Consider the following 24,113-nt stretch of genomic DNA (forward strand, 5'->3'; position numbering starts at 1 on the left):
GAGAACCAGATTTAATGTTTACGGTTTTAACTTCATGACATTAAATTCAGAATCTGCTAACAGTTTTGGTTCTAAAACGGTGTTGGCTTGCATCCAACGTTTTGCCAGTTTGACCAATTTAGAATCATTAATGGCAATCATATTGAGCAAACGATTTTCATGGTCTAGATATAAATAACTCACCTGATCTTCACCACCTTGGCGAATCACTAACTCTTTCGTTTTTTCAGGTTGATACGTACCTAATATCTGGATATTAAAGTGATATTGATCAGACCAAAGCCATGGAATATCACTATATTCAGTTTCAATACCCAGCATCGACTTTGCTGCGGCAATTGCCTGATTTTGTGCATTTGCCCAAGACTGAATGCAATAACCCAAAGCTGGGTGAATCGCGACATCGCCCGCGGCATAAATATTTTGATCGGAGGTTTGTCCAAAGCAGTTCACCACAATGCCATCTTTCACATCGAGGCCCGCATGAACACCGAGCTCTTTAGCAATTTCAGCACCCGCACCCACCACCACACAGTCAAATAACTGACTATTTTGTGGATGGTTCACCACTTCAACTTTCTGGCGAGGTGCTTCAACCAAATGCAGGCTTTTGCTATCTAAATGAATTTTTGTACCTTGGGTTTCATGCATATTTTTTAAAAATGCAGAGACTTCAGGACTCACGCTTCTTGCACATAAACGGTCGCCATATTCAAAAATATGAACGTCTTTACCTTGCTTACGCGCAGTTGCGGCAATTTCTAAACCAATCCAGCCACCGCCAATCACAGCAACATTCTTTGCAGTCTTTAAAATTTCAGCCAGACGTTCACAGTCATGCACGTTACGTAAGGTCACCACATTTGGAATGAACTGCCATGTATTGACTGGTACTCGAGCGCGGCTTCCAGTTGCGATCAGTAATTTGTCATATGGCAAAACCTGACCACTTTCTAGATGAACCTGTTTTTGTTCACGGTCGACTTTTGTCGCAATTTCCGGTTTGTGCCATTGAACGTTGAACTCTTGAACCTGCTCATTAGAAAACAGATTCAAACTTTCATAAGTTGCTTCTTTTGAAAGTACTTGCTTAGACAGTGGCGGACGCTCATAAAACACTTGATCTTCATTTGAAACCACGTGAATTTCGCCCGCATAACCATTTTGGCGTAGTGTGCTTACTGCCCAACCCGCTGCCTGTCCGGCACCTACAATTACGATCTTTTCCATAGCCATCTTCCTTGTAAAGCAATACCTGTTAAACAGGCTTCACCTGACGGCGGGTTGTGTCATCAAGACCACCCTCAATCGCCCACTCGGTGAAAAGCTCTAGACGATGTTCTTCTACACGTGGCTGCCATTCTTCTGTCAAATAATCATCGTTGGTGTAATATTCAAATGCACCACCCAATGGTGAGTTGACGTACCAAAAATAAGCTGAAGAAATTGGGTGACGTCCCGGTCCAATAAAGGTTGACCATTCCGAACGATTCATATTTAAACCGCCCCCAATCACCTCATGGATATCACGTACGACAAATGCAACATGATTTAGACCAGCAGGTTTATTTGGCACACTAAGCAAGAATAAATCATGGTGATAACCTTTACCGCGGCAACGTAAAAATGCACCACGATTTTTGTAGGCATCAGACAAATGAAATCCAACTTTTTCAATATAGAAATTTTCAGTTGCTGCTAAATCTGGTGTGAAGAACACCACGTGCCCAATCGCAACAGGTTGTCCTTTTTCATAGACAGGACTTGCCGCATTGACACGTTGAATATTGCCGTATTGGTTAATGCCTTCCGTTTTAAGTTCTTGAACATCTTTCACAAAACTTTGTTCAAAACGAATGGTCATACCATTAGGGTCAATACATTGCACCGTGTTTTCTGAACGCGCAAAACCATTTACATCAGCTAAACGACCTGCCAAGTCTTCAAGGTCTTGAGCATGATCAACACCCCAAGTGACTTCACGTAAAGTTGAACCTTGTTCAATAGCAGCTGGTAAACGGTCATCATCACAATTAAACAGATAAATCTTGCTACCGTTTTGAGTCTGATATAAATCAGTGCCTTCAATATCAGAAGCACTTTGGCTTAAACCAAAATCTGCCAAAAACTTGTTTGAAGCGGCTCTATCTTCAACTCCAAACTTTAAAATCTCGATCCCTGTAATCATTTGACTACTCCTTAGTTAAAGACAAAACCGCCATTGACCGGAATATTTTGACCTGTCACAAAAGAGGACAAATCCGACAGTAGATACAATGCTGTTCCATTTAAATCTTGTGGAAGTTGCTGACGCTGAATCGCTCTTCCGTTGACATATAAATCGTGACGTTCCTGCGGTACATATTCAGTTGCTTCAACCAAAGTCAGACCCGGAGACAACGTGTTGACACAGATATTGAACTGCCCCAACTCTCTTGCCATGGAACGTGTCATGGCAAAAATTGCACCTTTACTTGCCACATAAGCCATCAGGTTTGGTGCACCCCACAAAGCAGTATCTGATGCAACATTAATAATTTTGCCAGCAGGCGACTGCTTTAAGTGTGGAACGCATGCCTTACTGATTAGCCATGTGCCTTTCACATTAATATTCATGACCCGATCCCAAAGTTCAGGATCATAATCAATCATATTTTTTCCACCTACATTCGTTGCAAGCGCCGCACAGTTCACAAGGCCATCTAGCCCTTTTAACAGCTCAACACTTTTTGCTACCGCATTTTCAATCGAGGTCGCATCGGCAAGGTCAACGGTGACCGCATGAACATGAAGTCCTTGTTTCTGTAACTCTTGTGCTTCTTGCTGAACGAGCTCAGACAAAATATCTGCCATTACAACCTCAGCACCAGCTTCAGCAATCGCTTGAGCGAAATCTCGCCCTAAACCACGTGCAGCACCAGTCACTAAAACTTTTTTGCCTTGCAGCAACGCTACATTAGCCATGAGCTTCTTCCTGCATCTCGATACGGTTTGATGCATTTAGCGCAGCAATTTTCTTTAATTGCTTCTCAGCCTCTTTTTTCATTAAACGGCGTAAACGTGCAAGACCCACATCGTGTTGATAGAGGAACTCTTTTTCACGCGCATTTGGTGCAAGGTTTTCTAAAATAATGCGGTCTTGTTCCAACACATCCCAATGCAACTGTTCTAAGTGATTGCGATATAAAAAACGCCATACATTGCGTTGCCAGCCACTTACTTTACGGCAGCGCCAGAAAAATACGCGGGTATTGTTGGCATCAATTGGCGTTGCATAACCCACGATCCAGAACTCGCCACCTGGACCAAATTGTTTACGGTACGGAATTGAAAGACGTAACCAACTTGCACCTGTCGAACCATATTCAACCCAGTCGAAGTTCACACCAGTTTGGCCTTCTTTTTCAAAAACAAAGCCATTATCTGTAGTACGGTGCTTCATCTCTGCGGTACGTTCACCATCTGCCATCGAGTGCGATGTCGCGTGTAAATATGTACCGTGCATTGGGTCCATCACGTTATCAATCGCGTATTGATGGTTTACTTTCCAGTCGGCTTGGCAAAGGAACGCACTCCACTCTTCGCTTGCAAGTTGTTCTGGGAACTCAAGCGGTTTTGGCTGTTCATTTGCGTCGATACCAAACCAAATAAAAATTGCACCATGCTGTTCACTAACTGGATAGCTTTTTAAGCATTTGGTTCCTGTCATTGGACATTCGTGAACGGCTGGTACATCTGCAACCACACCATCAGCACGAACTTCAACACCATGATACCAACAAGCAACTCGATCACCTAAGTTCCAGCCTAATGAAAGACGAGCACCACGGTGCGGACAGCGGTCTTCAAGTGCGTGTACCTGACCTTCGGCATCACGCCAAACCACAATGTTTTCACCCAAACGGGTAATTCCGACCGGATTGGCAGCCACTTCCCAACTTGCTAAAGCTGGATGCCATTGATCACGTAAACCGAGTTCTAAATATTCTTCAGCGCTTTGTGAAGCTGATACGATTGCGTTCATTTTATTCTTCCTTGAATTAATAACCTAAACGTTGCATTTCTTCTGTAAAGCTCGCAGAAGTCCATTCATCACCAGATTCACAGCGGAAACCCTGCTGATTAAGTGCAGAAACAACGTCATCTAATGCTGTTGCGCCCGCAGAAAATGCCTGAATCAAGTTCTTTACAAAGTCTTGTTCGTAGACCGTTGGTTCTTTATAACGTGTTTGCCAAACCAACAATTCTGGTTGACCAGGAATTTGAATATTGTTGATACCTGCATCGGTTGCCGGCGTTGCATAAATCCAGCTTGCCAACTTTTCATTAAATGTCTTCATTGTTCTGCTTCCTTGTACATGTGAGGACTAGAGTTGAATTTGAATATCCTGCCCTTCAACACGAACTGGGTACGTGCATAGGTTTCTACACCCAGGCCCACTTTTTAGCTCACCTGTCTGAATGTCAAAAATTGCTTCGTGCAATGGACATTCAACAGTTTGATCTTCGATAAATCCTTCGGTTAATAAGGCATATGCATGAGGGCAAACATTTTCAATCGCAAAGTAATTTTCATCGACGAAAAATACGCCAATTTTCTTCCCTTCAATTTCGATGGCTTTCGGCTCATCTTCGCTAACGTCACCCTGCTGACAAATTGAGATCCAACTCATACCTTGCGTCCTCATTTTGTTTTATATACAAAACATAATTTGATTTTCAAAACATGGGTTAAGCATAATACCCTTGATCATTTTTTGTCAAAGTAAAAATAGATAGATAATTCATCATCTTAATAAAATTTAAATATTTTGTTACGTTTCAAACAGGAAACAAAGTTTTAAATATAAAAATTGTTTTATGTATTTTTAACAATTACAATAGTTCTAAAATAAAGCAGCATGCCCCAAATTGAACCTTGTTTTATTTATAGGAAAAAGACACGAATGAGCCTAACAATTGAAGAAGATTCACAAGAATCAGAAACAACAAAAAATGATGATCGATATTTAGTACCCGGACTTGTTCGAGGTTTAGCTATCTTGCAAGCTTTTAATCAACAAGCACAAGAAATGACAATTACTGAAATTGCTGAAATTTTAGAAGTGAACCGTTCTAGTGCATTTCGTCTGATCTATACACTCGAATCTTGTGGCTATTTAAGAAAAGCCTCTCAAAAAACTTATGCACTCGATTCAAAAGTAATGGAGCTAGGTTTTAACAGTTTATCTAAACTTTCATTACTTGATTTATCGACACCTTTAATGAAAGAACTACGTGACCAAACTAAATTGGCTGTTCATCTTTCTATTTTAGAAGGCACTCACATTGTCTTTGTAAATAACATTCAATCTATGGGTACCTTCACCAGTAACATTAGCTTAGGTACGCGTTGGCCTGCCCATGCAACCGTGATTGGTCAAATGTTATTGTCAGATTTACCGGAAACTGAAGTACGACAGCGTTATCGTAATTTTAACGACTGGGATAGCTTCTCTGAACTTACTCCGACTAATTTAAAAACGTTATTGCAAAGACTGGTTTATGTAAAAACACAAAAAACTATGGTGAGTTGGGGTCATTATAATCACGATATGGCGGCCTGCGCGGCGCCTATCTTTAAACAGTCAAATGGTAAAATGGTGGCTGTTATTTCAGTGAGTTGCCCAATTACCACCTATGATGAAAGAACGTTTAAAGACGATATCGCAAGTTTAGTTGTGGAAACAGCAAATAAAATTTCAAAATTTATTTATTAAAAAGGCGCTTTAAAATCGCCTTTTTCTTTTCAAAAAATCATTCAAACAAGTGTAGTGATCACATTACCTTGTTGATTTTTAAAACTGAACTTAGTTTTATCGGTTACATCAATCTGTAAGTATTGAGATTTAAAGGCAATAACAGCATAAAACTCTTCTGCGCCATCATCTAGTCCTGTGGCTGAAACTGTTGTACCTTTCGGGAACTCATTTAACCAAGCTGCTTTATAAAAATCGGACACAGAATCAAATTCACCATAGTTTTGTGGCTCTGCCATTATTTTTGCGGCTGCCTCGTCAAACTGCTGACACTTATAATCATCTAAACTCAATAACATTGAAATTCCCATTTTGTCTTCTCATGAAGTCGGTCGTATTATTGAGTAATAGTTGCTTGTTTTCTTTTCACCTTTTCCCATTGATACCAACCATAAGCAGCCATTAAAACAAACGCTGCATATAATCCAGCAGTTAAAAATAAATCTTTATAGATAAACATGCCGACATAAATAATATCAACAAAGACCCAAAGCACCCATGTTGCAATATGCTTACGACTGGTCCAATAGGTTGCGAGTAAGCTAAATGCTGCAAGCTGTGAGTCAAGCATTGGCACCGCTGCATCGGTAAAGTTTTTGAGAATCAATCCAAAAAGCAAGCCACCTACCGCCGCAATAATCATTTGAAAAATTGCTTTTTGAACTGCAATTGGTTCAATCCGAATATCATGATCTTGCTGCTTTCCCTTAAACCAGTAGTAAAAACCGTAAAAATTTACAACCATAAAGAAGAACTGCAAAATCGTTTCACCATATAGCTTAAATTCGTAAAACAAATATGCATATAAAACAAAGGCAAAGAAATTAAACAGCCAACACCACATATTCCTAATAACAGTTAATCCAACTCCAATTAGGCTAATCAAGACTGCAAAAATTTCTAAAGGTGACATAAGAACAGCTTCTTATAGAGATCAATTCGACGGGGTATTATGAGAAAAATATCAGCTTAAGCAAACTGCTAATTTGAAATCAAAAAATCTGCGGTTCATGCTTGAATATAATTTGTACTTTTCTATTTATGTGTTATAAAAATATCATCTATATTTTAATATACTTATCATGTTTTTATCTAAAGCCCATTTATGTCTGGTTCACCAATTATATGCCGTAGAGGTCAATGTCTCTATGGCCGATTGGCGACGTCCTTCTTTTGGAAAATTTGGCGCTTCGGATGAGAAAATCAAGATATTCCATTTGTAATATACTCCCTGATTTTCATAACAAGCCGCCATAAACGCGGCTTTTTTTATGCCCATTTAAAACACAAAAACCAAACTTTCTGGAGCTTTCTATGAAGCCGTTATTTGAACAACAGAGTATTTCCACCCCGCAGACTCAGCCGGCTGTAGCACCCTCTTTAACTCCAACTCGCCTCGCTACAGCCGGCCAATTTATTGCTGTCGTCATGATTTGGTCGCTTACCCCACTCGCAGCCGTCTGGACAGTACAAGAAATTCATTGGGCATGGGGGTTATTTATTCGATTCAGTTTGGCAATTCCTATTGCCTTACTCTGTTTGCATTTTTTTCGTTTAAAACTCATCTTTAGTAAAAAAGCAATTTTAAGTTATTGTGCCGGAGCCATTGGTTTATTTGGCTCTATGGCCTTTTGCTACATGGGTGCAGATAAAGTTCCCTCTGCCATTATTTCAATTATTTACGGTACTTCTCCGTTAGTGTCCGGACTCATCAGCTCTTTTTTATTAAGGCGTGAACGTTTTTCGGCATGGCAGTGGCTTGGGCTCGGTATTGCTCTGGTCGGGATGAGCTTTACTTTAGGACTATCTTCATCAGGTTTTCAGTTCAACCGCACCGGTATTATATTAGAACTGATTGCGATGCTGTTTTATGTATTGTCGACTTTTGCAGTAAAATCCGTTGGCGCACATATTCCGCCAATTACACAAATGACAGGTGCTACTCTTGTTTCATGGGTAGGTTATGTATGTCTATTACCTTTCTTTTGGTCACATCTTCCAACTGAGTTCCCAAGCCTGAAAATTTCAATAGCAGTCTTTTATAGTGCAGTCTTTTCATCTGTGCTTGCCATGATTTTTTATTATCAACTCATTAAGGTACTACAACCGACCACTGTGTTGCTCATTACCATTATTACCCCTGTTCTCGCTACATTTTGGGGAACATGGTTCAACCATGAACAGCTCAGCTCACACCTTATTTTAGGTTTAACCCTGTTATGCCTAGGACTAGTTATGTATTCACGTCGTCCAACATAATGTTTGATAACCTGATTGGGACCACTCATCAGGTTATTCTACCCCCTCATATTTATATTAATCTTAAGAATAAAAGTTTAGTTTTATTTTAATCCCTCCTTCTATTTTTGTTTACGAAGTAGTCTATAAATTGTATTTGACAGTTTTCTAACGAACGTTTAAAAACTTATTAAAGACAAATAAAGGACATCACGATATGTCAAATCAAGAAGGAAAAGTTAGCCGTGAAACCCGCGGACATATTTTTTTAATTGGGCTGGATCGGGCAGCAAAACGTAATGCTTTTGACAGCCACATGATTAAAGATTTATCACAAGCACTCACTGAATATGAAAATAATGATGAGCTGCGCTGTGCAGTAATATTTGCCCATGGTGACCATTTTACGGCTGGATTAGACCTCGTAGAGTTACAACCTAAACTTGCTACTGGTGTTTTTGATTTTAGTGATGAAGAAGTTAATCCTTGGGGCACAGTTGGACGAAAACTGAGTAAACCGTTGATTGTTGCGGTACAAGGTTATTGCTACACCGCAGGCATTGAACTCTTTCTAAATGCAGACATTGCTTTAGCAAGTGAAAATACTCAGTTTGCACAAATGGAAGTCCAACGTGGCATCTTACCTTTTGGTGGGGCAACAGCACGCTTTACTCAAGCTGCGGGTTGGGCCAAAGCCATGCGCTACTTGCTTACGGGTGACCCTTTTGATGCAAAAGCCGCCTTGGATATGAACCTAATTACAGAAATTTGTCCTGAAGGTACTGAACTCAACCGTGCAATAGAGCTCGCTGAACATATTGCTCAAGCGGCTCCACTCGCGGTAAAAGCTACCCTAGCTTCAGCACGTGAAGCCATCAATGAAGGTTATCAAGCTGCATTTAGTCAGTTACAAAATCATCTTCATCCCTTATTAAAAACTGAAGATGTACAAGAAGGAGTTTTTGCCATGTTGCAAAAAAGACCTCCTGTTTTTAAAGGTAAATAACTTTCATCACGCTAGAAAAATAAAGAGAAAAGCAATGCAATTAGCAACTCAAACGAACGAACAGCTTAGCCAAAATGTACAATTTTCAGCTTTAGATGGCTATCAACTCTACGGCACACGTTACTTTACGACGACACCAGCTAAAGCCAATATTGTCGTTGCCGGAGCTACTGGCGTACCACACGAGTTTTACCGTCGCTTTGCTGAATATATGACGCAATATAGTTATCAAGTATTTACCTTTGATTATCGCGGTGTGGGGAAATCGAGTCCCAAATCTTTAAAAGGCTTTGATATGTCTTACCTCGACTGGGGCAAACTCGATTTAGCAGGTGCCATTGAATATTTGTCAAAAGAACCCCTACCACTTTTAATGGTGGGTCATTCTTACGGCGGGCATGCATTAGGGCTATTACCTAATCATGATAAATTATTGGCCTGCTACACCTTTGGCACTGGGGCTGGCTGGCATGGCTATATGCCACTCAAAGAACGTTTTAAAGTTCAAGTGGTCTGGAATATCGTGTTTCCGCCTATTGTTGCGGTGACAGGTTATTTACCTTGGAGCAAATTTAATATGGGTTCTGATTTGCCTCTGAATGTTTATAAACAGTGGCGTAAATGGTGTAAACATCCCAAGTACTTTTTTGCTGACCCAGAACAGCAACATTTAATTGAGCAATATGCCTCAGTTAAAACACCAATTTATGCAACCTCTGCCCTTGATGATGACTGGGCTTTACCGACTTCTTGCCGTGCATTTATGCAATATTATCGACAAGCTCCGGTCACCTACATTAGCCTTCAACCACAAGATGTTTCAATGAAAACCATTGGGCACATGGGCTACTTTAAAAAAGGTGCTGAACAGATCTGGAGTAAAGTCCGCACCACTTTTGATGATTTGGTAAAAGCCTGATTTATATTTTGGATAATTTAAGATGAGACCGCAGAAACTTGCGAAAGAAGAATTGCTCAAGCACTGTGCTTTGCAGTTTAAAACCTATGGTTACGCAGGCACCAGTATGGACATGCTGGCAAAGGCTTGCGGCCTAACCAAAGCTTCTTTTTATTATTATTATCCAAACAAAGAAGCACTATTGCTTGAAGTGTTGAATGGCACTCATCAGTATTTAATCCATTCTTTATTTCAAAGCACAGCAAATTCTGACTGCTCTGCAATTGAACGGTTTGAGCAAATGCATGAGCGTGCTATTCATTTTTTTACACAAGGTGTTAACGGCTGCTTAATAGGTATCATTTCTATGGAAGCAGCATATGGCTCACCTAAAATTTTAGCCAAAGTACGCAGCATTTTTCAGGACTGGCAACTTTCAATTCAGTCTATTTTTGCAAAGTGCATTGCTCAAGATCAAGCAGAGATTTTAGCAAAACAAAGTATTGCTGATTATGAAGGTGCGATCTTGATGTACCGTGTCACCCATGATGAGTTTTATATTAATCAAGTCAAACAACGTATTCTTGGATTTCTCAGTTCATAAAAATAAAGCCCACTTGAAGTGGGCTTTATTTGATTAATAAGGCTTATTCAACTCGAATAATTTTGCCTAGTTCATCGTGGTGAACGACTGTAATTTTTTGGCTACGTCCCTGCTCAATTTCATGTTCAGGTAAATCAAAATAGCGAGCATAATCATCAGTCTGTTTCATTTTAAGCGCACTACCACCGACACGACGCTCAGGTAGCACATGGCTCCACAACAATAAACACATTGCACAAGCAATTAATGCTGTAAGGCCATGTTCAATTCCTAAACCAAAGGCACTAAATAAGCGGTGTACCAAATGAGTTTTTTGTAGTTCAACCAATAACCATACAAACACGAACGGACGCCACAACAACAACCAAACCGCCCACATCATGGCTGTGCTTGTTGTAGAAGCATAGCGTTTATGCCATGGTAATTGACGGCGTAAATCAATAATCAACGAATCTGTCTTCATTTCTCTCTTTACCTAACGAAGTGCTGTGCTTTTTCCCCAGACATCAATACAGCACGATCTTTAAAATCTCATGACTCTTGCATTTCATTCTAGCGAATGCCCCGATCTGGGCTCACCCAACGTGCTCGTTTCTCATCTCCACGTCGTAAGACTTTTGGAAATGCCACAATGGTTGCCGAAATCGTAATTAACCAAAAGACAAGCGGGTACCAAATCATCCAGAAATAATTTTTTCCTAGGTTTGGTTCATAACGACTATCCATCCATTTGCTTAAAGCAAACTGAATTAGACAAGTTGCCCCCAATAAAATGCCGCTACCATACGGTAAAAATGGAGAGCTCACAACGGCTAGTGCTGGTAGTGGTAAAATAAAATGCGCCAACCACAATACAGCCATCGCTAGCATTAAATATGACCATACTAATGTTAAGCAAAGCTCAAACATTAAAGGCCATAAAAAATTCAATTTTGGTTTGGTGAACACATCAATATTTTTAATTAATACTTGTGCGCCACCCATTGCCCAACGTAACCGTTGTTTCCACAACCCATTTAAGGTTTCAGGCATTAAAATCCAGACCAAGGCATTCGGTTCAAACTCAATATCCCAACCTGCACGCTGTAATTTCCAAGTAATATCGATATCTTCAGTCAACATATTAGGTGACCAATAGTCGACTTGGTGAACGGCGCTTTTACGAAAAGCCGTAATTACGCCTGATACGGTAAACAGTCGACCAAAGGTACGTTGTGCACGTTTAATCATACCTACAATCGAAGAAAACTCACCGACCTGAATACGCCCTAATAAAGTTGAGCGAGTGCGGATACGAGGGTTTCCAGTAACCGCAGCAACTGTTGGATTTTCAAGAAAATGACGAATCATCCACTTTGCTGCATGTGGATCAAGTAAAGCATCACCGTCAATACCAATTAAAAATTCGGCATCGGTCATTAAGCTTCCGGCTTGCAATCCCATGGCTTTACCTTGGTTTTGAGCCAAATGAACAACACGTAATTTTTCATGTTGTTCTGCTAAACGGTCAAGTACTTCACCTGTATTATCTGAGCTACCATCATTAATCGCGATGACTTCAAAATGAGGATAGTCTAGTTTTAAAGCATGGCTAATGGTTTCTTCTGCATTATCCCCTTCATTAAAACAAGGAACTAATACAGCGACTTTTGGATAACTTTCTAATGGAGCTGGTTGATCATAAGCTGGAGCCTGACGTTCTTTCCAATAGAAAATGATCGCACCCATCATCCATAAATACGACATGAATAATGGATAATAAAAAACGAATTTTAAGGCATGCGACCATATCGCAGCAAAGATTGTCATGTTTCAGCCCCGACTACGGCACAAGACGAGATGATTTTTCAGCAAATGCTTTATGCATCACATCAACATCTGGATGATCTTTGATTGGATCATCTGGATAATATCCGACATGCATTACACCTTGCTGATAAAGAGAATGAATTGTTGCTGCCATTTCAGCTGAAGGTACCTTTTCGTTTTTACGCCAGTCGGTTGCCTGTAATTCAAAAACGGTTTTCTTAATGCCATTCGGGTATTGTTTTACCCGATCAACCATATCTTTATAGAATTGATCAGCATTATCGACCTGCTCCATATAAGGCATTGCCATAATAGCTGTAAAATCATAACGCTTTAATGACTCTTCAAGCGACTGTGAGTACCAGTTTTCAGCATATGGTTTTAAAGCCACTTGTGCATATAAATTACGTGCAGTCAGCAAGAATGGCTCATATTGTCGAACATCTTCAACCAACTCCATAGCGAAATCATCAAGGTATCTGGTCTTAAACGCTGTCCATTTTTGCAAGTCTTGATCATTTTCACGAATCTTGGCCAAATCTGTTGGCAAACCATGTTTCGCATAGGCTTTTAACGCATCAGGGCTTGCATCTTCATAATCAGATAATGTCACATCATCATGGAACAAGATGCCATTAAACGGCGTTGATTTTGCCAAATCTTGATAAATTTCACGAATTGTTTGGCGGGCTTCTGGCGAGAAAGGACTCAAACGGATATAGCCCATGTTCAGGTGTTCACCTGCTTTCTCCTGCTGAGTCACCACCAAGTCTTTAGAAACAGGATCAGTCTTTGGTAATTCCCATGCCAATAATGGCATCCATGCATAAATACGACTTACAGGTGTGCGTGTCTGGATTTGCCACGCCACACGGTTAAACAAGTCTGCACGCATTGGAATATGGCGGTTTGGGAAATAAACCATATCAGCAGAACCATTCGCATCGGGATCTGAAAATGCCTGTAAATAAACGGTATTTACACCCATTCCATTAATTCGATCTAACAAGTGTCCTAAATTACGCTCTTGTTGTTTCGGGTCCAGATCATAAATATAATCGAGATCAACATGCATGATTTTTTGAGGACGATTATTATCTGTCAGATTTAATTCACGACTTTTAATTTCCTGAGATAAATCATCAGTTGTCATTCCACCTTCGACCAAAATACGGCTCATATTTTGTAAAGACTGTTTAGCATGATCTGCCCCATCATCAAGTGTGATGGTAATAGGCATTCCAAGGTTTTTCGCAATTTGAATGGTTTGCATATTATAGCGACCATATGGCCATACCATAATACGAGGCGAACGTAAGCCATGGGCTTTAAGTAATTCATTATTCTTTTTCAGGTCATTATAAATACGAGCCTGATATTGTTCGTCGTTTTCGTAGCTTTGAGTTTTAATATCGTAAAAACGTGTGGTTGCCGCAGGTTCTGAATTACCTTGAGGGTTGCCCGTAATACCGCGGTGCAAATGATAGCTATGGCTCGCAATTTCAACCAGACCACTATCTTGCATCTCTTTTAGCTCATTCCAGCTCAAGATTTTATCACGTGAAATTTCTTCACCAGAAAAATCAACCTTCTGACCGGATTTTGGCTCTAGCCATGAACCGACCACTGCTAAAACAACAGGAATCTTTTTAGCTTTAATTACAGGGTATGCATTTTGATAAAAAGATTGATATCCGTCATCTACCGTCAATAATACTGGCTTAGTCGGCAGTCGATATTTACCTTGATGTGCACGGATTAACTGATCAACAGTAATAAAATGGAAGCCATTCTTTTGTAACCATTCAACATGCTGAGTAAATTGTTGAGTCGTGACCGCATACTCAGGAATCATTGCATTTTTTGTATCAGTAATTTCATGATACCCAATGACCGTAAGTGTTGAAGCATCGAGTTTTTGTGGTTTAGCCAATGCCATACCTGACATGCCAGCAAGGGCCAATCCAAGAGTAAGATTCAACAAAGGAGATGCAAAGCGGATAATCATGAAATAGCGTCTCAATATAGATGACTGATGTGAAGTTTGATCCGATGGACTTTGGATTTATCTAAGCCGACCTTAAGATCAAAACTATTTATAAAAAACAGTTTTTCAGATGCCATTTATAATCAAATAAACTGAAAGTAATCTTAAATATTCAAAAAGCTAAAATATAAATTATGAATGTATTTATATTTAAAGCTCATATAAACAAGAAAGCCCCCTAAAGGGCTTCAAATTTTTCACTAGTCCCGGGTTTTAACATCAAACAATTCAATTTCAAAAATCAAATTAGAATTGGCTGGAATAATCTTACCCATTTTACGCTCACCATATGCTAAATGAGCAGGTACGATTAATTTACGTTTACCGCCAACTTTCATTCCCATGATACCTTGGTCCCAGCCTTTAATGACACGACCTGTACCAATCACACACTCAAAGTAATTACCGCGATCAATTGAAGAGTCGAATTTGGTACCATCTTCTAACCAACCTGTATAGTGAGTGGTAATTAAAGCGCCTTTAACAGCTTCTTTGCCTTCACCTATCTTTAAGTCGATAATTTCTAATTCATTTGACATGGTTTACCCCTTGAATCGAATTTCTAAATAGCAACTGGTGCCTAGTGTACCAATTGAATCTGTCGAATTTGTTGCGCTTTTCTATTTTACTGTAACTGGGTCCACACCACATTGGCTTGCCCCTTATCACCTAAAAGGGTCCACTCTGTGTCCATAACATTTAACTGTAGTTGCATGGTACGTTCACATAGTTTTTCTAGCTCTACTGTGCTCGCGGGCGCAAGCTGCCAGACTTGAACATTACTTAACGTTTTAATTTTGCTATTTCTCTTCCACCACTCTTCGACTTGTGTGCCATAGACAACAATTACAACTTTTTTACAACGCGCACTGGCTTTTTTGACTTTATCTTCTGAAGGTAAACCCACTTCAATCCATGTTTCTAGCTGACCTGTTAAATCCTTTTGCCATAGCGCAGGCTCATCAGTTTCAAAAAGGTCTTTCGTAAACTCAAGTTCATCACTTGCAAAACGGGCAAAAGCCATTAAACGAACCATTAATCGTTCTATAGTTTCAGAAGGATGCAAAGCGAGAGTAAGTTGATAATCACCGTAAATATGGTCATCCATATTGGCAATATTCAAATCTGCTTTATAAATTGTTGCTTTAAGCGCCATGGTTAAAATGTCCCAAAATTTGGCGCTAAGGATACTCGATTTTAGCTAAAAAATTATAAAAAAACTGAGTAATGCGAAAACATAGCAATATGAAATTTGCATATTCCTCCAAAACGCTCCACTTAATTTTAGAGTTGGCTGGCTTTTTGCTTAAAAGAGATATTCTCCTCTTCCTAAAATTGATGACTTATGTGGCAAAAGCTCAAGCGTAGTTTATTTTTACAGGTTCTTTGTGCTCTCTTTCTTGGAGTTGCAGTTGGAGCTGGTTTTCATGATTTCTCCCTATCTTTAAAGCCATTGGGTGACGGTTTTATCTCTTTAATTAAAATGCTGATTGCACCAATTGTGTTTTGTGTCGTTGTACTTGGTATTTATGGTGCAAATGATATTAAAAAAATGGGCAAAGTCGGTGCAAAAACCATTCTCTATTTTGAAGTGGTCACAAGTTTCGCTTTAGTTTTAGGCATTATTGTGGCCTATGTATTTAAACCTGGCGTCGGCATGAATATCGATATCAGCCATTTAGATGCAAAAGATTTAAGCACCTATACCGAACGTGCCCATGAAATGCACTCCGGTTCTGATTTCATACTGAACATTATTCCAAAAACATTTACTGGTGCTTTTGCTAACGGCGATATTTTACAAGTTTTACTGATTGCCATTTTATTTGGCGTTTCCCTACTCTTAATTCCAAAACATTTAGCAGAGTTAGTACGACAAGCTCTTGAGGCTTTCTCTGAAGTCTTCTTTAAAATTATGGGGCTGATTATTCGTTTAGCCCCTATTGGTGTGTTCGGTTCAGTGGCCTACACCACTGCTAAATTTGGTTTAGATTCACTTCTACAATTGGGCTATTTGGTTTTACTGTTTTATGCGACCTGCATTTTATTTGTTGTGGTTGTTTTAGGTTCAATTTTAAAACTTACCGGTCTCAACATTTTTAAATTCGTGGCTTATTTTAAAGATGAGTTAGCCATTGTTTTGGGTACCGCCTCTTCTGATTCTGTTTTACCCCAAATTATGAAAAAGCTCAGAAATCTGGGAATTAAAGATTCAACCGTAGGGCTGGTCATTCCAACTGGTTATTCTTTTAATCTGGATGGATTTTCAATTTACTTAACTCTAGGTGTTATTTTTATTGCACAGGCCTGCAATATTGATTTATCTATGCATGACTTACTGGCTATTTTACTGGTTTCTCTCATCACGTCTAAAGGCGCTCATGGAATTCCTGGTTCAGCATTAGTTATTCTTGCAGCCACGCTTTCAGTGATTCCAAGCCTTCCTGCGATTGGTTTAGTACTTTTACTTTCAGTAGACTGGTTTATTGGAATTATCCGTGCCTGTACCAACTTGATTGGTAACTGTGTCGCAGCGGTAGTCATTGCGCATTGGGAAAAAGATATTGACCATGCTCAAGCTAAAGCCGTGCTAAATACAAAACCTTAAATCCGTTCTAGAGAACATTGAATCATCTTTTTTCTCAATGTTCTCTAGTCTTCAATTCGGCAATTCAACAAATCTGTTTCAAATGCCAGCCAATCATGTTCTTGTTGGCTAATCATTTCAATCCGGTTATCAATTCCCTCTTCACCAGACTTATAATTAAACTGATCAGGATTAAAATTAAATATTTTCCATCCTTGATCTGTATTAAAAATTCCCTTAATACGTAGCCAATCTTGCTGTGCACACAATAAATCTAGCAAAGCATAAAATTCAAATTTCCAGCGTTTAGGCAACTTCCAACCCGCCACGATATAACCTTGTGCCGACTCTACATAATGGTAAGGTAACTGCTGAATTTCTTTAGTCACTTCAGCTTCAGTCATTTGCTTTTGAAGTTTAAGTAAAGGTTGTATGGATCTCTCGGTTAAACGGGCGGCTACATCAATTTCATTTAATGCTAACTGACCATATTGCGTCTTAATCCATTCTTGTTGATAGGGTTGATACTCTTCTTTTAGTGACTCAAGTGTCTGCTCGTCTTCAAAAGTCATGATATCGGTATGTGACACCACTACTATCTGGGCTGCTTTTAACTGGTCTTCATAAAGATTTTGTTTGACCCAGTTTGTATCATGCAAGCGGCTACCATCGACTACAGTCACCAAAGCACGCATTGCCAAACTACTTTGCCAATGAGGCTCAGTCAGTTGGTCAAATAATTGAGAAGGATGCCCAAGACCAGTCGGCTCAATAAAAAGACGGTCTGGCTTTTGCTCACTCAACAGGCGAGCTAAAGCAATGTGCATAGGCAATTGACTGCTACAACATAAACAACCGCCTAATAACTCTTTTACCGCGTAACCTTGTTCTTGAGGTAATAGTTGTTGATCTACTCCAATTTGCCCAAACTCATTCATTAATACAGCCCATACCTCATCTTTAGGCTTCTGACTTAATAAATGCTGCAATAACGTAGTTTTCCCTGCCCCTAAAAAACCAGAAATAATATGGGTAGGAACAGTTTTTTGGGCAATAAATTTCACAAGGCACTCAAATTAAAACAGTCTCAGACATTTTAGGTATATCACTATTTTTTGTCATGTAAATGATTTTTAAATTTGGTCTATACTTTTTTAATTTCTACTTAACAACCCAAAAGTGAGACTTAAGTCCCACTTTCAATCTAAAATAACTCTAAGCTTATCCCTACCCAACGGAATATTCTATTTAAGCGTATTCACAATTCATGCCAGAGTGTTTTGTTTACGTAACACAATTGGTTTTTTTTCGCTCAAGAAGAAATATTTTTACACATTTTAAGGTGTATTTAAGCCAGTTAACTTTACAGATTCCGCACATAAATAGCCCATATATTTTTTATTGTTAAGATAGACGTAATAGATTGTTAAGTTAATTGATGTAATCCCAAGCTCGGCTTAGCATGTGTCCTAGCTTAGTCATTCAGCCATACACGTTTCATGTATGTATGAACGATTAGGTTTGATTGATTTTTTAATGAATTTAAGGATGCCATAAAATGAAATTAGCTAAGACTCTACTTGCAACTACTTTAGCTTTAACTGCAGTATCAACTTTCGCTGCTTCTAAACATGAACAAGCGCATAGCACTGCTAGTGAAGAGAAAGTTGTTGTTTCAACTCAAGAACAAGCGAACACAGCAAATGCTGCTTCTGAAGCTGTAGGCTCTGCTTCTGAAGCTGCTCCTGCTACTCGTTAATTATCTCTGCACTCTCCTCCAAGCTCAGAGATAATTTTACTGGAAAGAAAAAAGGAATTTGAATTTCAGTAAAGAAAAAGGATCGAACCATGCTGCGGTTCGATCCTTTTTTAATTCAGTTTTTTAAGAAGATTTTTTATACATACTACAAGATGGGTTGTGATTTTCTTGTAGACGTAAAACCTTGCGGTGTTCTGCTGCTTCAAAACGACAGCGTTTCCACTCAGTCTCAAGTTTTAAAGTAGGCACGTCACAAGGCTTACCCTGTTCATCAACAGCCACCATGGTGAAATAACAGCTATTAGTATGGCGCACTGTACGCTTCTGGATATTTTGGGCTTCAACACGTATACCCACTTCCATTGAAGTACGGCCAACATGATTCACACTTGCCAAAAAAGTTACCAATTCACCCACATAAATCGGTTCTTTAAAATTCACCTTATCTACAGACAATGTTACGACATAGCTGCCTGAATAACGGCTAGCGCACGCGTAAGCGACTTGGTCTAGTAGTTTTAGAATCGTACCACCATGAACATTACCTGAAAAATTTGCCATATCAGGCGTCATTAAAACTGACATCGTCAATTCTGACTGATCATCAGTCACTGTGGTCATTTCATCTAATGTAGGCATAGCTCAACTCTGGTCTCAAACAAGCTCAGTAAATATTATGGTTGATAATTCACAAAAAAAACATGATTAAATCCAGAACATGGCATTGTATTTTCTAATATCTGTCATTGTTTTTTGAAATTAGGTTTTTTAAAAATATTATTTTTAGAAATTTTATAATAAATATGAAAGTATTATAGAAAAATGCTATGCCATTTTATTCAACTCTCAATGGCATAGCAGGCTTTTGCAATTAAGTTGTTATACCTTATTAATTACGCCGGTCACGCCATTAATAATCATATCAATAGCGATCGTACCAATTAATAAAGCAGATAAACGTCCCACAATATCAAAATAACGGTCAATATGTTTGGCATGTCTATAACGTAAATGATCATGTGAAAATTTCATCAAAATCAAAATACTGCATGTTAAAAACATGGTAAAAGCAATGACCAGTGCCGCAGCACCAATTGACATTTCCATTCCCGTGACTACAGCAGCACTAATGGTTCCAGGGCCAACCATGAAAGGCATGGCAATGGTGCCTGCCAGATGTTCTGGCGCACCCCGCATTTCACCGATGGTATCGGCACCCTGAAACACATAGCGATAGCCAATCACTAGAAAAATCAACCCACCAAAAATCTGGAAGGCTTCAAAACGTACATTCAGATATTTACTAAAAATTGCTTCACCGCCCCATGCAAATAGCATAAATACAATGTAAGCAATTACACTTCCCTGAATCAGTGCTTTATTAAACACCCTTGTTTCTGAATGGCGAATCAGACCAATCATATAAATGCTCATCAAAAATGGATTGAGCAAAGAGAAAAATAAAACAAAAGAATGCAGATATGGAGACGCCATGCATATTCCCCTTAAGCTTGTGGATCTGGGAACAACGGTCGGTTCCCCGGGCTAATACGATTAATATGTAGAAACGTCATATGTCTTTCATATTTATCTAAAATATCATTAATGACTTGCTCTTTACCGTAACCCACTAGATCGTTATCTTGAGAACCATCATAAAGATAGGTTTCTAATCGATAATAGAATTGTTTACCTCGTTTCACACGTTGACTGAAAATCGGTGCGCTATAACGCACAGGCCAGATCTGGTAAACGAAGTTTTGCTCTTCTTCTAAATGAATAGTGAAGTCCAGATGGTAAAGCGTGTCTTCATCTTCGAGTAGCGTTTGCTGCACATCCACGTTCATTCCCTGCTTAATAAGTTCATCAGCAACAGCCTGAACTGCTGGTCGGCAGACAGTATCTAACATGCGCAGAGTTTCAGTGGTTCCCGGATGATGCATGACACGGGTTAAACGCTGTTTCCAATTCAGAATATCGACGTTACCCACCACAGGAGCTGCATTCATACTTCGGCTAGCCTGTCTGTAATCTTCAAGTCTTAAGGACTTGTAAAGCCCTGCCATGACAAGGAACATCACGAAACTAAACGGCAATCCCATAATAATGGTCGCGTTTTGTAAAGCCGTAATTCCGTTGGTCATCAGCATCGCTAGCGTGAGTAAACCAATGGCAATTGCCCAGAACACACTCAGCCAACGCGGAGCATCATTATCAATATGCGTTAACTTAGTGGTGAAATTACCTAAAACCAGCGCGCCCGAATCGGCAGAAGTCACATAGAACAAAAGCCCTGTTACGGTGGCAATTGAAGCAATGAAAGTAAAGCCCGGATATTGTGCTAACAAATCATAAAAACCATGAGCCGGATTCGCCAACACAGTAGCAGCTAAGGTTTGGTTCCCTTCAAAAATAACGCTGTGCAATGCACTATTACCAAAAATAGATAACCACGTTATTGTAAATAGAAGCGGAATAATTAAAGTACCGGATACAAACTCACGAATGGTACGCCCTCTTGAGATACGAGCTAGGAAAAGGCCTACGAACGGCGACCATGCAATCCACCAAGCCCAGAAGAATAAGGTCCAGCTACTCATCCACGCTTTAGGCTGTTCAAACGCAAAACTTTGTAAAGCCAAAGATGGGAATCGACTTAAGTAATCACCAACATTTTGAACAAGGGCATTGAGTAAAAACTCAGTATTTCCCAAGAACAAAATAAACAGCAATAGCCCGATCGAAACATAAATATTGATTTCAGATAAAATCCGCAGGCCTTTATTAACGCCTGATGTCACCGAAATAATACTGATTCCAACTGCAATGGCAATCAGGGCAAACTGCATCCAGATGTTCTCTGGTAGCCCTAATAATACATGTAGCCCATAATTCAGCTGTACCACCCCAATCCCGCAGGTTGTTGCAATACCAAAAATTGTCCCGATAACGGCAGCCGTATCAACACTATGCCCGATCACACCATTAATTCTTTTACCAAAAATTGGGTAGAGTGCAGAACGAATGGTAAGCGGCAGATTATAACGATAGCTGAAATATCCCAATGACATGCCAAGTAAGGCATACATACACCAACCAGTTAAACCGTAGTGGAACAATGTCCAGACCATACTTTGGCGTGCGGCTTCATAAGTCTGAGCTGCACCTACTGGCGGTTGCATATAATGAGATAAAGGTTCGGCGACCGAGAAGAACATTAAATCGATACCAATACCAGCCGAAAACAGCATGGCAGACCAACTAAGTAAACTAAACTCAGGCTTTGAATGCTTAGGTCCTAGCTTAATATTGCCATATCTTGAACAGGCAATGAAAATTACGAATGCCATGTAAAGTGTTGCGGCAAGCAGGTAATACCAACCAAAGGTCGAAGTTACCCACTGAAGTACTGTATTCATTACCCGATTTGAAAAATCGTTGAACAAAAACGTGACGAGAGAAAAAATTAAAATAAGTACAGCTGAAAAATAAAAAACCACACGGTTGAGCGGGTCTTTTTTAGATTTAGATAATGTTAAATCATCAACTGCTCTTGGATTATCTGTTGCCATACAATCCTCAAGGAATAAAAAATAAAAACAAAATGTTTAACTTCGTCTTTTCACTATTCAAAATAATGAAAAGACGATATTTAAACGCAAAAATAATATATAGATGTGATCGATGGAGGTTATAAAACCTCGGTCACTTTATTCTGGTCACAATTTGATGGGACAGAAATGTCTTTTGAAACAGCCAACTGCTTTTTCACTAATTGAGGGTCAAAATCATCTTGCTTTAACGCTTTGGCTAAACCGAACATATAAAGCAAAATAATGACTGAAAATGGTAAACCACATAACACCACTGCACTTTGCATGGAGTTAAAACTACCAGCTAATAATAAGCCAATACTTACAATGGTAATTACCACAGACCAAAAGACGCGTAACCAAATTGGCGAATCACTATCATTTGTGCCCCCTTTTGAGGACAAATTAGCGATCATAAGTGTACCAGACCCAACTGGTGTCAAAAATAAAACGAAACAAATTACAACAACAATGCCAGCAACATAAGGATTAAATGGCAGATATTCGAGTAATTTAAATAATGATAATGCTGGGTCACTTAAAACCATATCACCCAAAACTTTCTGTTTTTGATTCAAGATTAAGTAAATTGCAGTATTGCCAAAAACTGAAATCCAAGCCAGTGTAAAACCTAATGGAATCAGGCAGACACCCAAAACAACTTCGCGAATTGTGCGTCCTTTTGAAATGCGGGCAATAAACATACCCACAAAAGGTGCCCAAGCAATCCACCATGCCCAATAAAATACGGTCCACGAACCTAACCAACCACTTGCCTTCTGATTGTATAAATACATATCGAAGCTTTTACCAATAAAATTGCTTAGATAATCACCGACATTTTGCACCAGACCATTTAATAAATGATTTGTAGGGCCCGTTAAAAATACAAATAAAAGTAAGGCATAGAGCAGACGTAAATTAATACGAGATAACCATGCCAGACCTTTTTCAATACCAACCACTGTCGTTATTGTGGCAACAAACATCATAACCAGAACAACGGTAATTAAGGTCGCAGAGTTATCAGGAATTTGAGGCAGTAAATAGCAAATACCAGATACGAGTACCAAAGCCCCAATTCCTAAATTGGTCACCAATGAAATAACTGTTGCTAAAATTCCAAAGCCATCAACGAAATCCCCCACCAAGCCATGAACACGTTCCCCAAAAATTGGGTAAAGTGCCGAACGTAATGCCAGTGGCAAATTTTTTCTAAAAGCGAAGTAACCTAAAGTGACTCCAAGCAATGCATAGAGCACCCAACCATGAATTCCCCAGTGTAAAAAGCTATAGGTCATGGCATTTCGGGCAGCTTGAATAGTTCCTGCTTCGCCTTCTGGTGGGCGTAAGAAATGATCAACAGGTTCGGCAACGCCATAATAGAGTAGCGCAATACCAATCCCTGCCGAAAACAGCATTGAAGTCCATGCCAGATAACCAAACTCGGGTTTATCGTCGTCTTTTCCTAACGGAATCTGGCCGACTTTTGAAAAAGCGAGCCAAGCCACAAAACCGAGGCACAGCACAATCACCAGCATGTAATACCACCCAAAAAAGTGATTTACCTGCTCTTGTATATAAGTTAACCAGAACTGGCTCTTTTCAGGAAACAGCACAAAAAGTAGGCCAAAAATGCCAATACTGATGGCTGAACTCCAAAATACAAAACGATTTAACCGAATATGGTCTGAAGAATATCTATCACTTTTCAACACCATCTTATTGCTCCTTGCAATCGGTGTATTTTCTCAAAATAACGTGATAAGTACTG

General features: G+C 39.4%; 25 protein-coding genes. 7 read left to right on the forward strand and 18 right to left on the reverse strand.

Going from position 1 to position 24,113, the window contains the following annotated elements:
- Positions 1–18: 18 nt before the first annotated feature.
- From AC2117_RS13945 to AC2117_RS13970, 6 genes are read right to left on the reverse strand one after another with little or no spacing between them, the layout of a single operon-like run.
- Entirely contained in the window at positions 19–1,230 is a 1,212-nt protein-coding gene (locus tag AC2117_RS13945) for an NAD(P)/FAD-dependent oxidoreductase (protein WP_133974895.1), read from the reverse strand.
- 28 nt (positions 1,231–1,258) lie between these two features.
- On the reverse strand, positions 1,259–2,188 hold the full coding sequence (locus tag AC2117_RS13950) for a VOC family protein (protein ID WP_133974897.1): 930 nt from the start codon (positions 2,186–2,188) through the stop codon (positions 1,259–1,261).
- 11 nt (positions 2,189–2,199) lie between these two features.
- Positions 2,200–2,964, reverse strand: coding sequence for an SDR family oxidoreductase (locus AC2117_RS13955; protein ID WP_133974899.1), 765 nt, complete (start codon positions 2,962–2,964; stop codon positions 2,200–2,202).
- The gene (locus tag AC2117_RS13960; RefSeq protein ID WP_133974901.1) at positions 2,957–4,024 is read right to left on the reverse strand and encodes an aromatic ring-hydroxylating oxygenase subunit alpha; all 1,068 of its coding nucleotides are present in this window, start codon (positions 4,022–4,024) and stop codon (positions 2,957–2,959) included. The genes AC2117_RS13955 and AC2117_RS13960 overlap by 8 nt, the downstream gene beginning before the upstream one ends.
- 16 nt (positions 4,025–4,040) lie before the next feature.
- On the reverse strand, positions 4,041–4,340 hold the full coding sequence (locus AC2117_RS13965; RefSeq protein ID WP_133974903.1) for a recombinase-like helix-turn-helix domain-containing protein: 300 nt from the start codon (positions 4,338–4,340) through the stop codon (positions 4,041–4,043).
- 27 nt (positions 4,341–4,367) lie between these two features.
- Positions 4,368–4,673: a non-heme iron oxygenase ferredoxin subunit gene (locus AC2117_RS13970; protein WP_003653126.1), complete on the reverse strand. Its 306-nt coding sequence runs from the start codon at positions 4,671–4,673 to the stop codon at positions 4,368–4,370.
- A 273-nt stretch (positions 4,674–4,946) separates the two neighbouring features.
- On the opposite strand from AC2117_RS13970, the gene AC2117_RS13975 reads away from it, so the two are divergent.
- The gene (locus AC2117_RS13975; protein WP_133974905.1) at positions 4,947–5,759 is read left to right on the forward strand and encodes an IclR family transcriptional regulator; all 813 of its coding nucleotides are present in this window, start codon (positions 4,947–4,949) and stop codon (positions 5,757–5,759) included.
- 41 nt (positions 5,760–5,800) lie between these two features.
- On the opposite strand, the gene AC2117_RS13980 is transcribed toward AC2117_RS13975, so the two are convergent.
- Both AC2117_RS13980 and pnuC read right to left on the reverse strand, forming a co-directional pair.
- Positions 5,801–6,097, reverse strand: coding sequence for a hypothetical protein (locus AC2117_RS13980; RefSeq protein ID WP_133974907.1), 297 nt, complete (start codon positions 6,095–6,097; stop codon positions 5,801–5,803).
- Positions 6,098–6,135: 38 nt separating this feature from the next.
- The gene (gene pnuC, locus AC2117_RS13985) at positions 6,136–6,711 is read right to left on the reverse strand and encodes a nicotinamide riboside transporter PnuC (protein ID WP_133974909.1); all 576 of its coding nucleotides are present in this window, start codon (positions 6,709–6,711) and stop codon (positions 6,136–6,138) included.
- A 401-nt stretch (positions 6,712–7,112) separates the two neighbouring features.
- Between pnuC and AC2117_RS13990 the strand changes: the two genes are divergently transcribed.
- The 4 genes from AC2117_RS13990 (at position 7,113) to AC2117_RS14005 (ending at position 10,544) form a co-directional block, all read left to right on the forward strand.
- The gene (locus AC2117_RS13990; protein WP_133974910.1) at positions 7,113–8,057 is read left to right on the forward strand and encodes a DMT family transporter; all 945 of its coding nucleotides are present in this window, start codon (positions 7,113–7,115) and stop codon (positions 8,055–8,057) included.
- Between the two features lie 196 nt (positions 8,058–8,253).
- Positions 8,254–9,042: a crotonase/enoyl-CoA hydratase family protein gene (locus AC2117_RS13995; RefSeq protein ID WP_133974911.1), complete on the forward strand. Its 789-nt coding sequence runs from the start codon at positions 8,254–8,256 to the stop codon at positions 9,040–9,042.
- A gap of 34 nt (positions 9,043–9,076) precedes the next feature.
- On the forward strand, positions 9,077–9,961 hold the full coding sequence (locus tag AC2117_RS14000) for an alpha/beta fold hydrolase (protein ID WP_133974914.1): 885 nt from the start codon (positions 9,077–9,079) through the stop codon (positions 9,959–9,961).
- Positions 9,962–9,983: 22 nt separating this feature from the next.
- On the forward strand, positions 9,984–10,544 hold the full coding sequence (locus AC2117_RS14005; RefSeq protein WP_133974916.1) for a TetR/AcrR family transcriptional regulator: 561 nt from the start codon (positions 9,984–9,986) through the stop codon (positions 10,542–10,544).
- Positions 10,545–10,587: 43 nt separating this feature from the next.
- On the opposite strand, the gene pgaD is transcribed toward AC2117_RS14005, so the two are convergent.
- The 5 genes from pgaD to AC2117_RS14030 form a co-directional block, all read right to left on the reverse strand.
- Complete coding sequence (gene pgaD, locus AC2117_RS14010; RefSeq protein WP_197730925.1) at positions 10,588–11,007, reverse strand: poly-beta-1,6-N-acetyl-D-glucosamine biosynthesis protein PgaD; 420 nt, start codon at positions 11,005–11,007, stop codon at positions 10,588–10,590.
- Positions 11,008–11,096: 89 nt separating this feature from the next.
- A complete protein-coding gene (gene pgaC / locus AC2117_RS14015) occupies positions 11,097–12,353 on the reverse strand; it encodes a poly-beta-1,6-N-acetyl-D-glucosamine synthase (protein WP_133974918.1) in 1,257 nt (418 codons plus the stop codon).
- Between the two features lie 13 nt (positions 12,354–12,366).
- Entirely contained in the window at positions 12,367–14,361 is a 1,995-nt protein-coding gene (gene pgaB / locus AC2117_RS14020) for a poly-beta-1,6-N-acetyl-D-glucosamine N-deacetylase PgaB (protein ID WP_133974920.1), read from the reverse strand.
- Between the two features lie 239 nt (positions 14,362–14,600).
- Positions 14,601–14,939, reverse strand: a complete 339-nt coding sequence (locus AC2117_RS14025) for an FKBP-type peptidyl-prolyl cis-trans isomerase (RefSeq protein ID WP_004641710.1) — start codon at positions 14,937–14,939, stop codon at positions 14,601–14,603.
- An 86-nt stretch (positions 14,940–15,025) separates the two neighbouring features.
- Positions 15,026–15,556, reverse strand: a complete 531-nt coding sequence (locus AC2117_RS14030; protein ID WP_133974921.1) for a YaeQ family protein — start codon at positions 15,554–15,556, stop codon at positions 15,026–15,028.
- Between the two features lie 189 nt (positions 15,557–15,745).
- Here AC2117_RS14030 and dctA point away from each other — a divergent pair, with 189 nt between their 5' ends.
- Entirely contained in the window at positions 15,746–17,008 is a 1,263-nt protein-coding gene (gene dctA / locus AC2117_RS14035) for a C4-dicarboxylate transporter DctA (RefSeq protein WP_133974923.1), read from the forward strand.
- 44 nt (positions 17,009–17,052) lie between these two features.
- On the opposite strand, the gene AC2117_RS14040 is transcribed toward dctA, so the two are convergent.
- Complete coding sequence (locus AC2117_RS14040) at positions 17,053–18,051, reverse strand: CobW family GTP-binding protein (protein ID WP_133974925.1); 999 nt, start codon at positions 18,049–18,051, stop codon at positions 17,053–17,055.
- A 494-nt stretch (positions 18,052–18,545) separates the two neighbouring features.
- On the opposite strand from AC2117_RS14040, the gene AC2117_RS14045 reads away from it, so the two are divergent.
- Positions 18,546–18,746, forward strand: coding sequence for a hypothetical protein (locus AC2117_RS14045; protein WP_133974927.1), 201 nt, complete (start codon positions 18,546–18,548; stop codon positions 18,744–18,746).
- A 123-nt stretch (positions 18,747–18,869) separates the two neighbouring features.
- Here the strand turns inward: AC2117_RS14045 and AC2117_RS14050 are convergent, their stop codons facing one another.
- The 4 genes from AC2117_RS14050 to AC2117_RS14065 all read right to left on the reverse strand — a co-directional run bounded on the left by AC2117_RS14050 (position 18,870) and on the right by AC2117_RS14065 (position 24,060).
- Complete coding sequence (locus AC2117_RS14050; protein ID WP_133974929.1) at positions 18,870–19,385, reverse strand: acyl-CoA thioesterase; 516 nt, start codon at positions 19,383–19,385, stop codon at positions 18,870–18,872.
- Positions 19,386–19,625: 240 nt separating this feature from the next.
- Entirely contained in the window at positions 19,626–20,240 is a 615-nt protein-coding gene (locus AC2117_RS14055) for a MarC family protein (RefSeq protein WP_042898164.1), read from the reverse strand.
- A gap of 11 nt (positions 20,241–20,251) precedes the next feature.
- Entirely contained in the window at positions 20,252–22,318 is a 2,067-nt protein-coding gene (locus tag AC2117_RS14060) for a choline transporter (RefSeq protein WP_133974931.1), read from the reverse strand.
- A gap of 119 nt (positions 22,319–22,437) precedes the next feature.
- Complete coding sequence (locus AC2117_RS14065; protein WP_133974933.1) at positions 22,438–24,060, reverse strand: BCCT family transporter; 1,623 nt, start codon at positions 24,058–24,060, stop codon at positions 22,438–22,440.
- Positions 24,061–24,113 lie beyond the last annotated feature (53 nt).

This window comes from Acinetobacter calcoaceticus (assembly GCF_900520355.1).
Taxonomy (GTDB): Bacteria; Pseudomonadota; Gammaproteobacteria; order Pseudomonadales; family Moraxellaceae; genus Acinetobacter; species Acinetobacter calcoaceticus_C.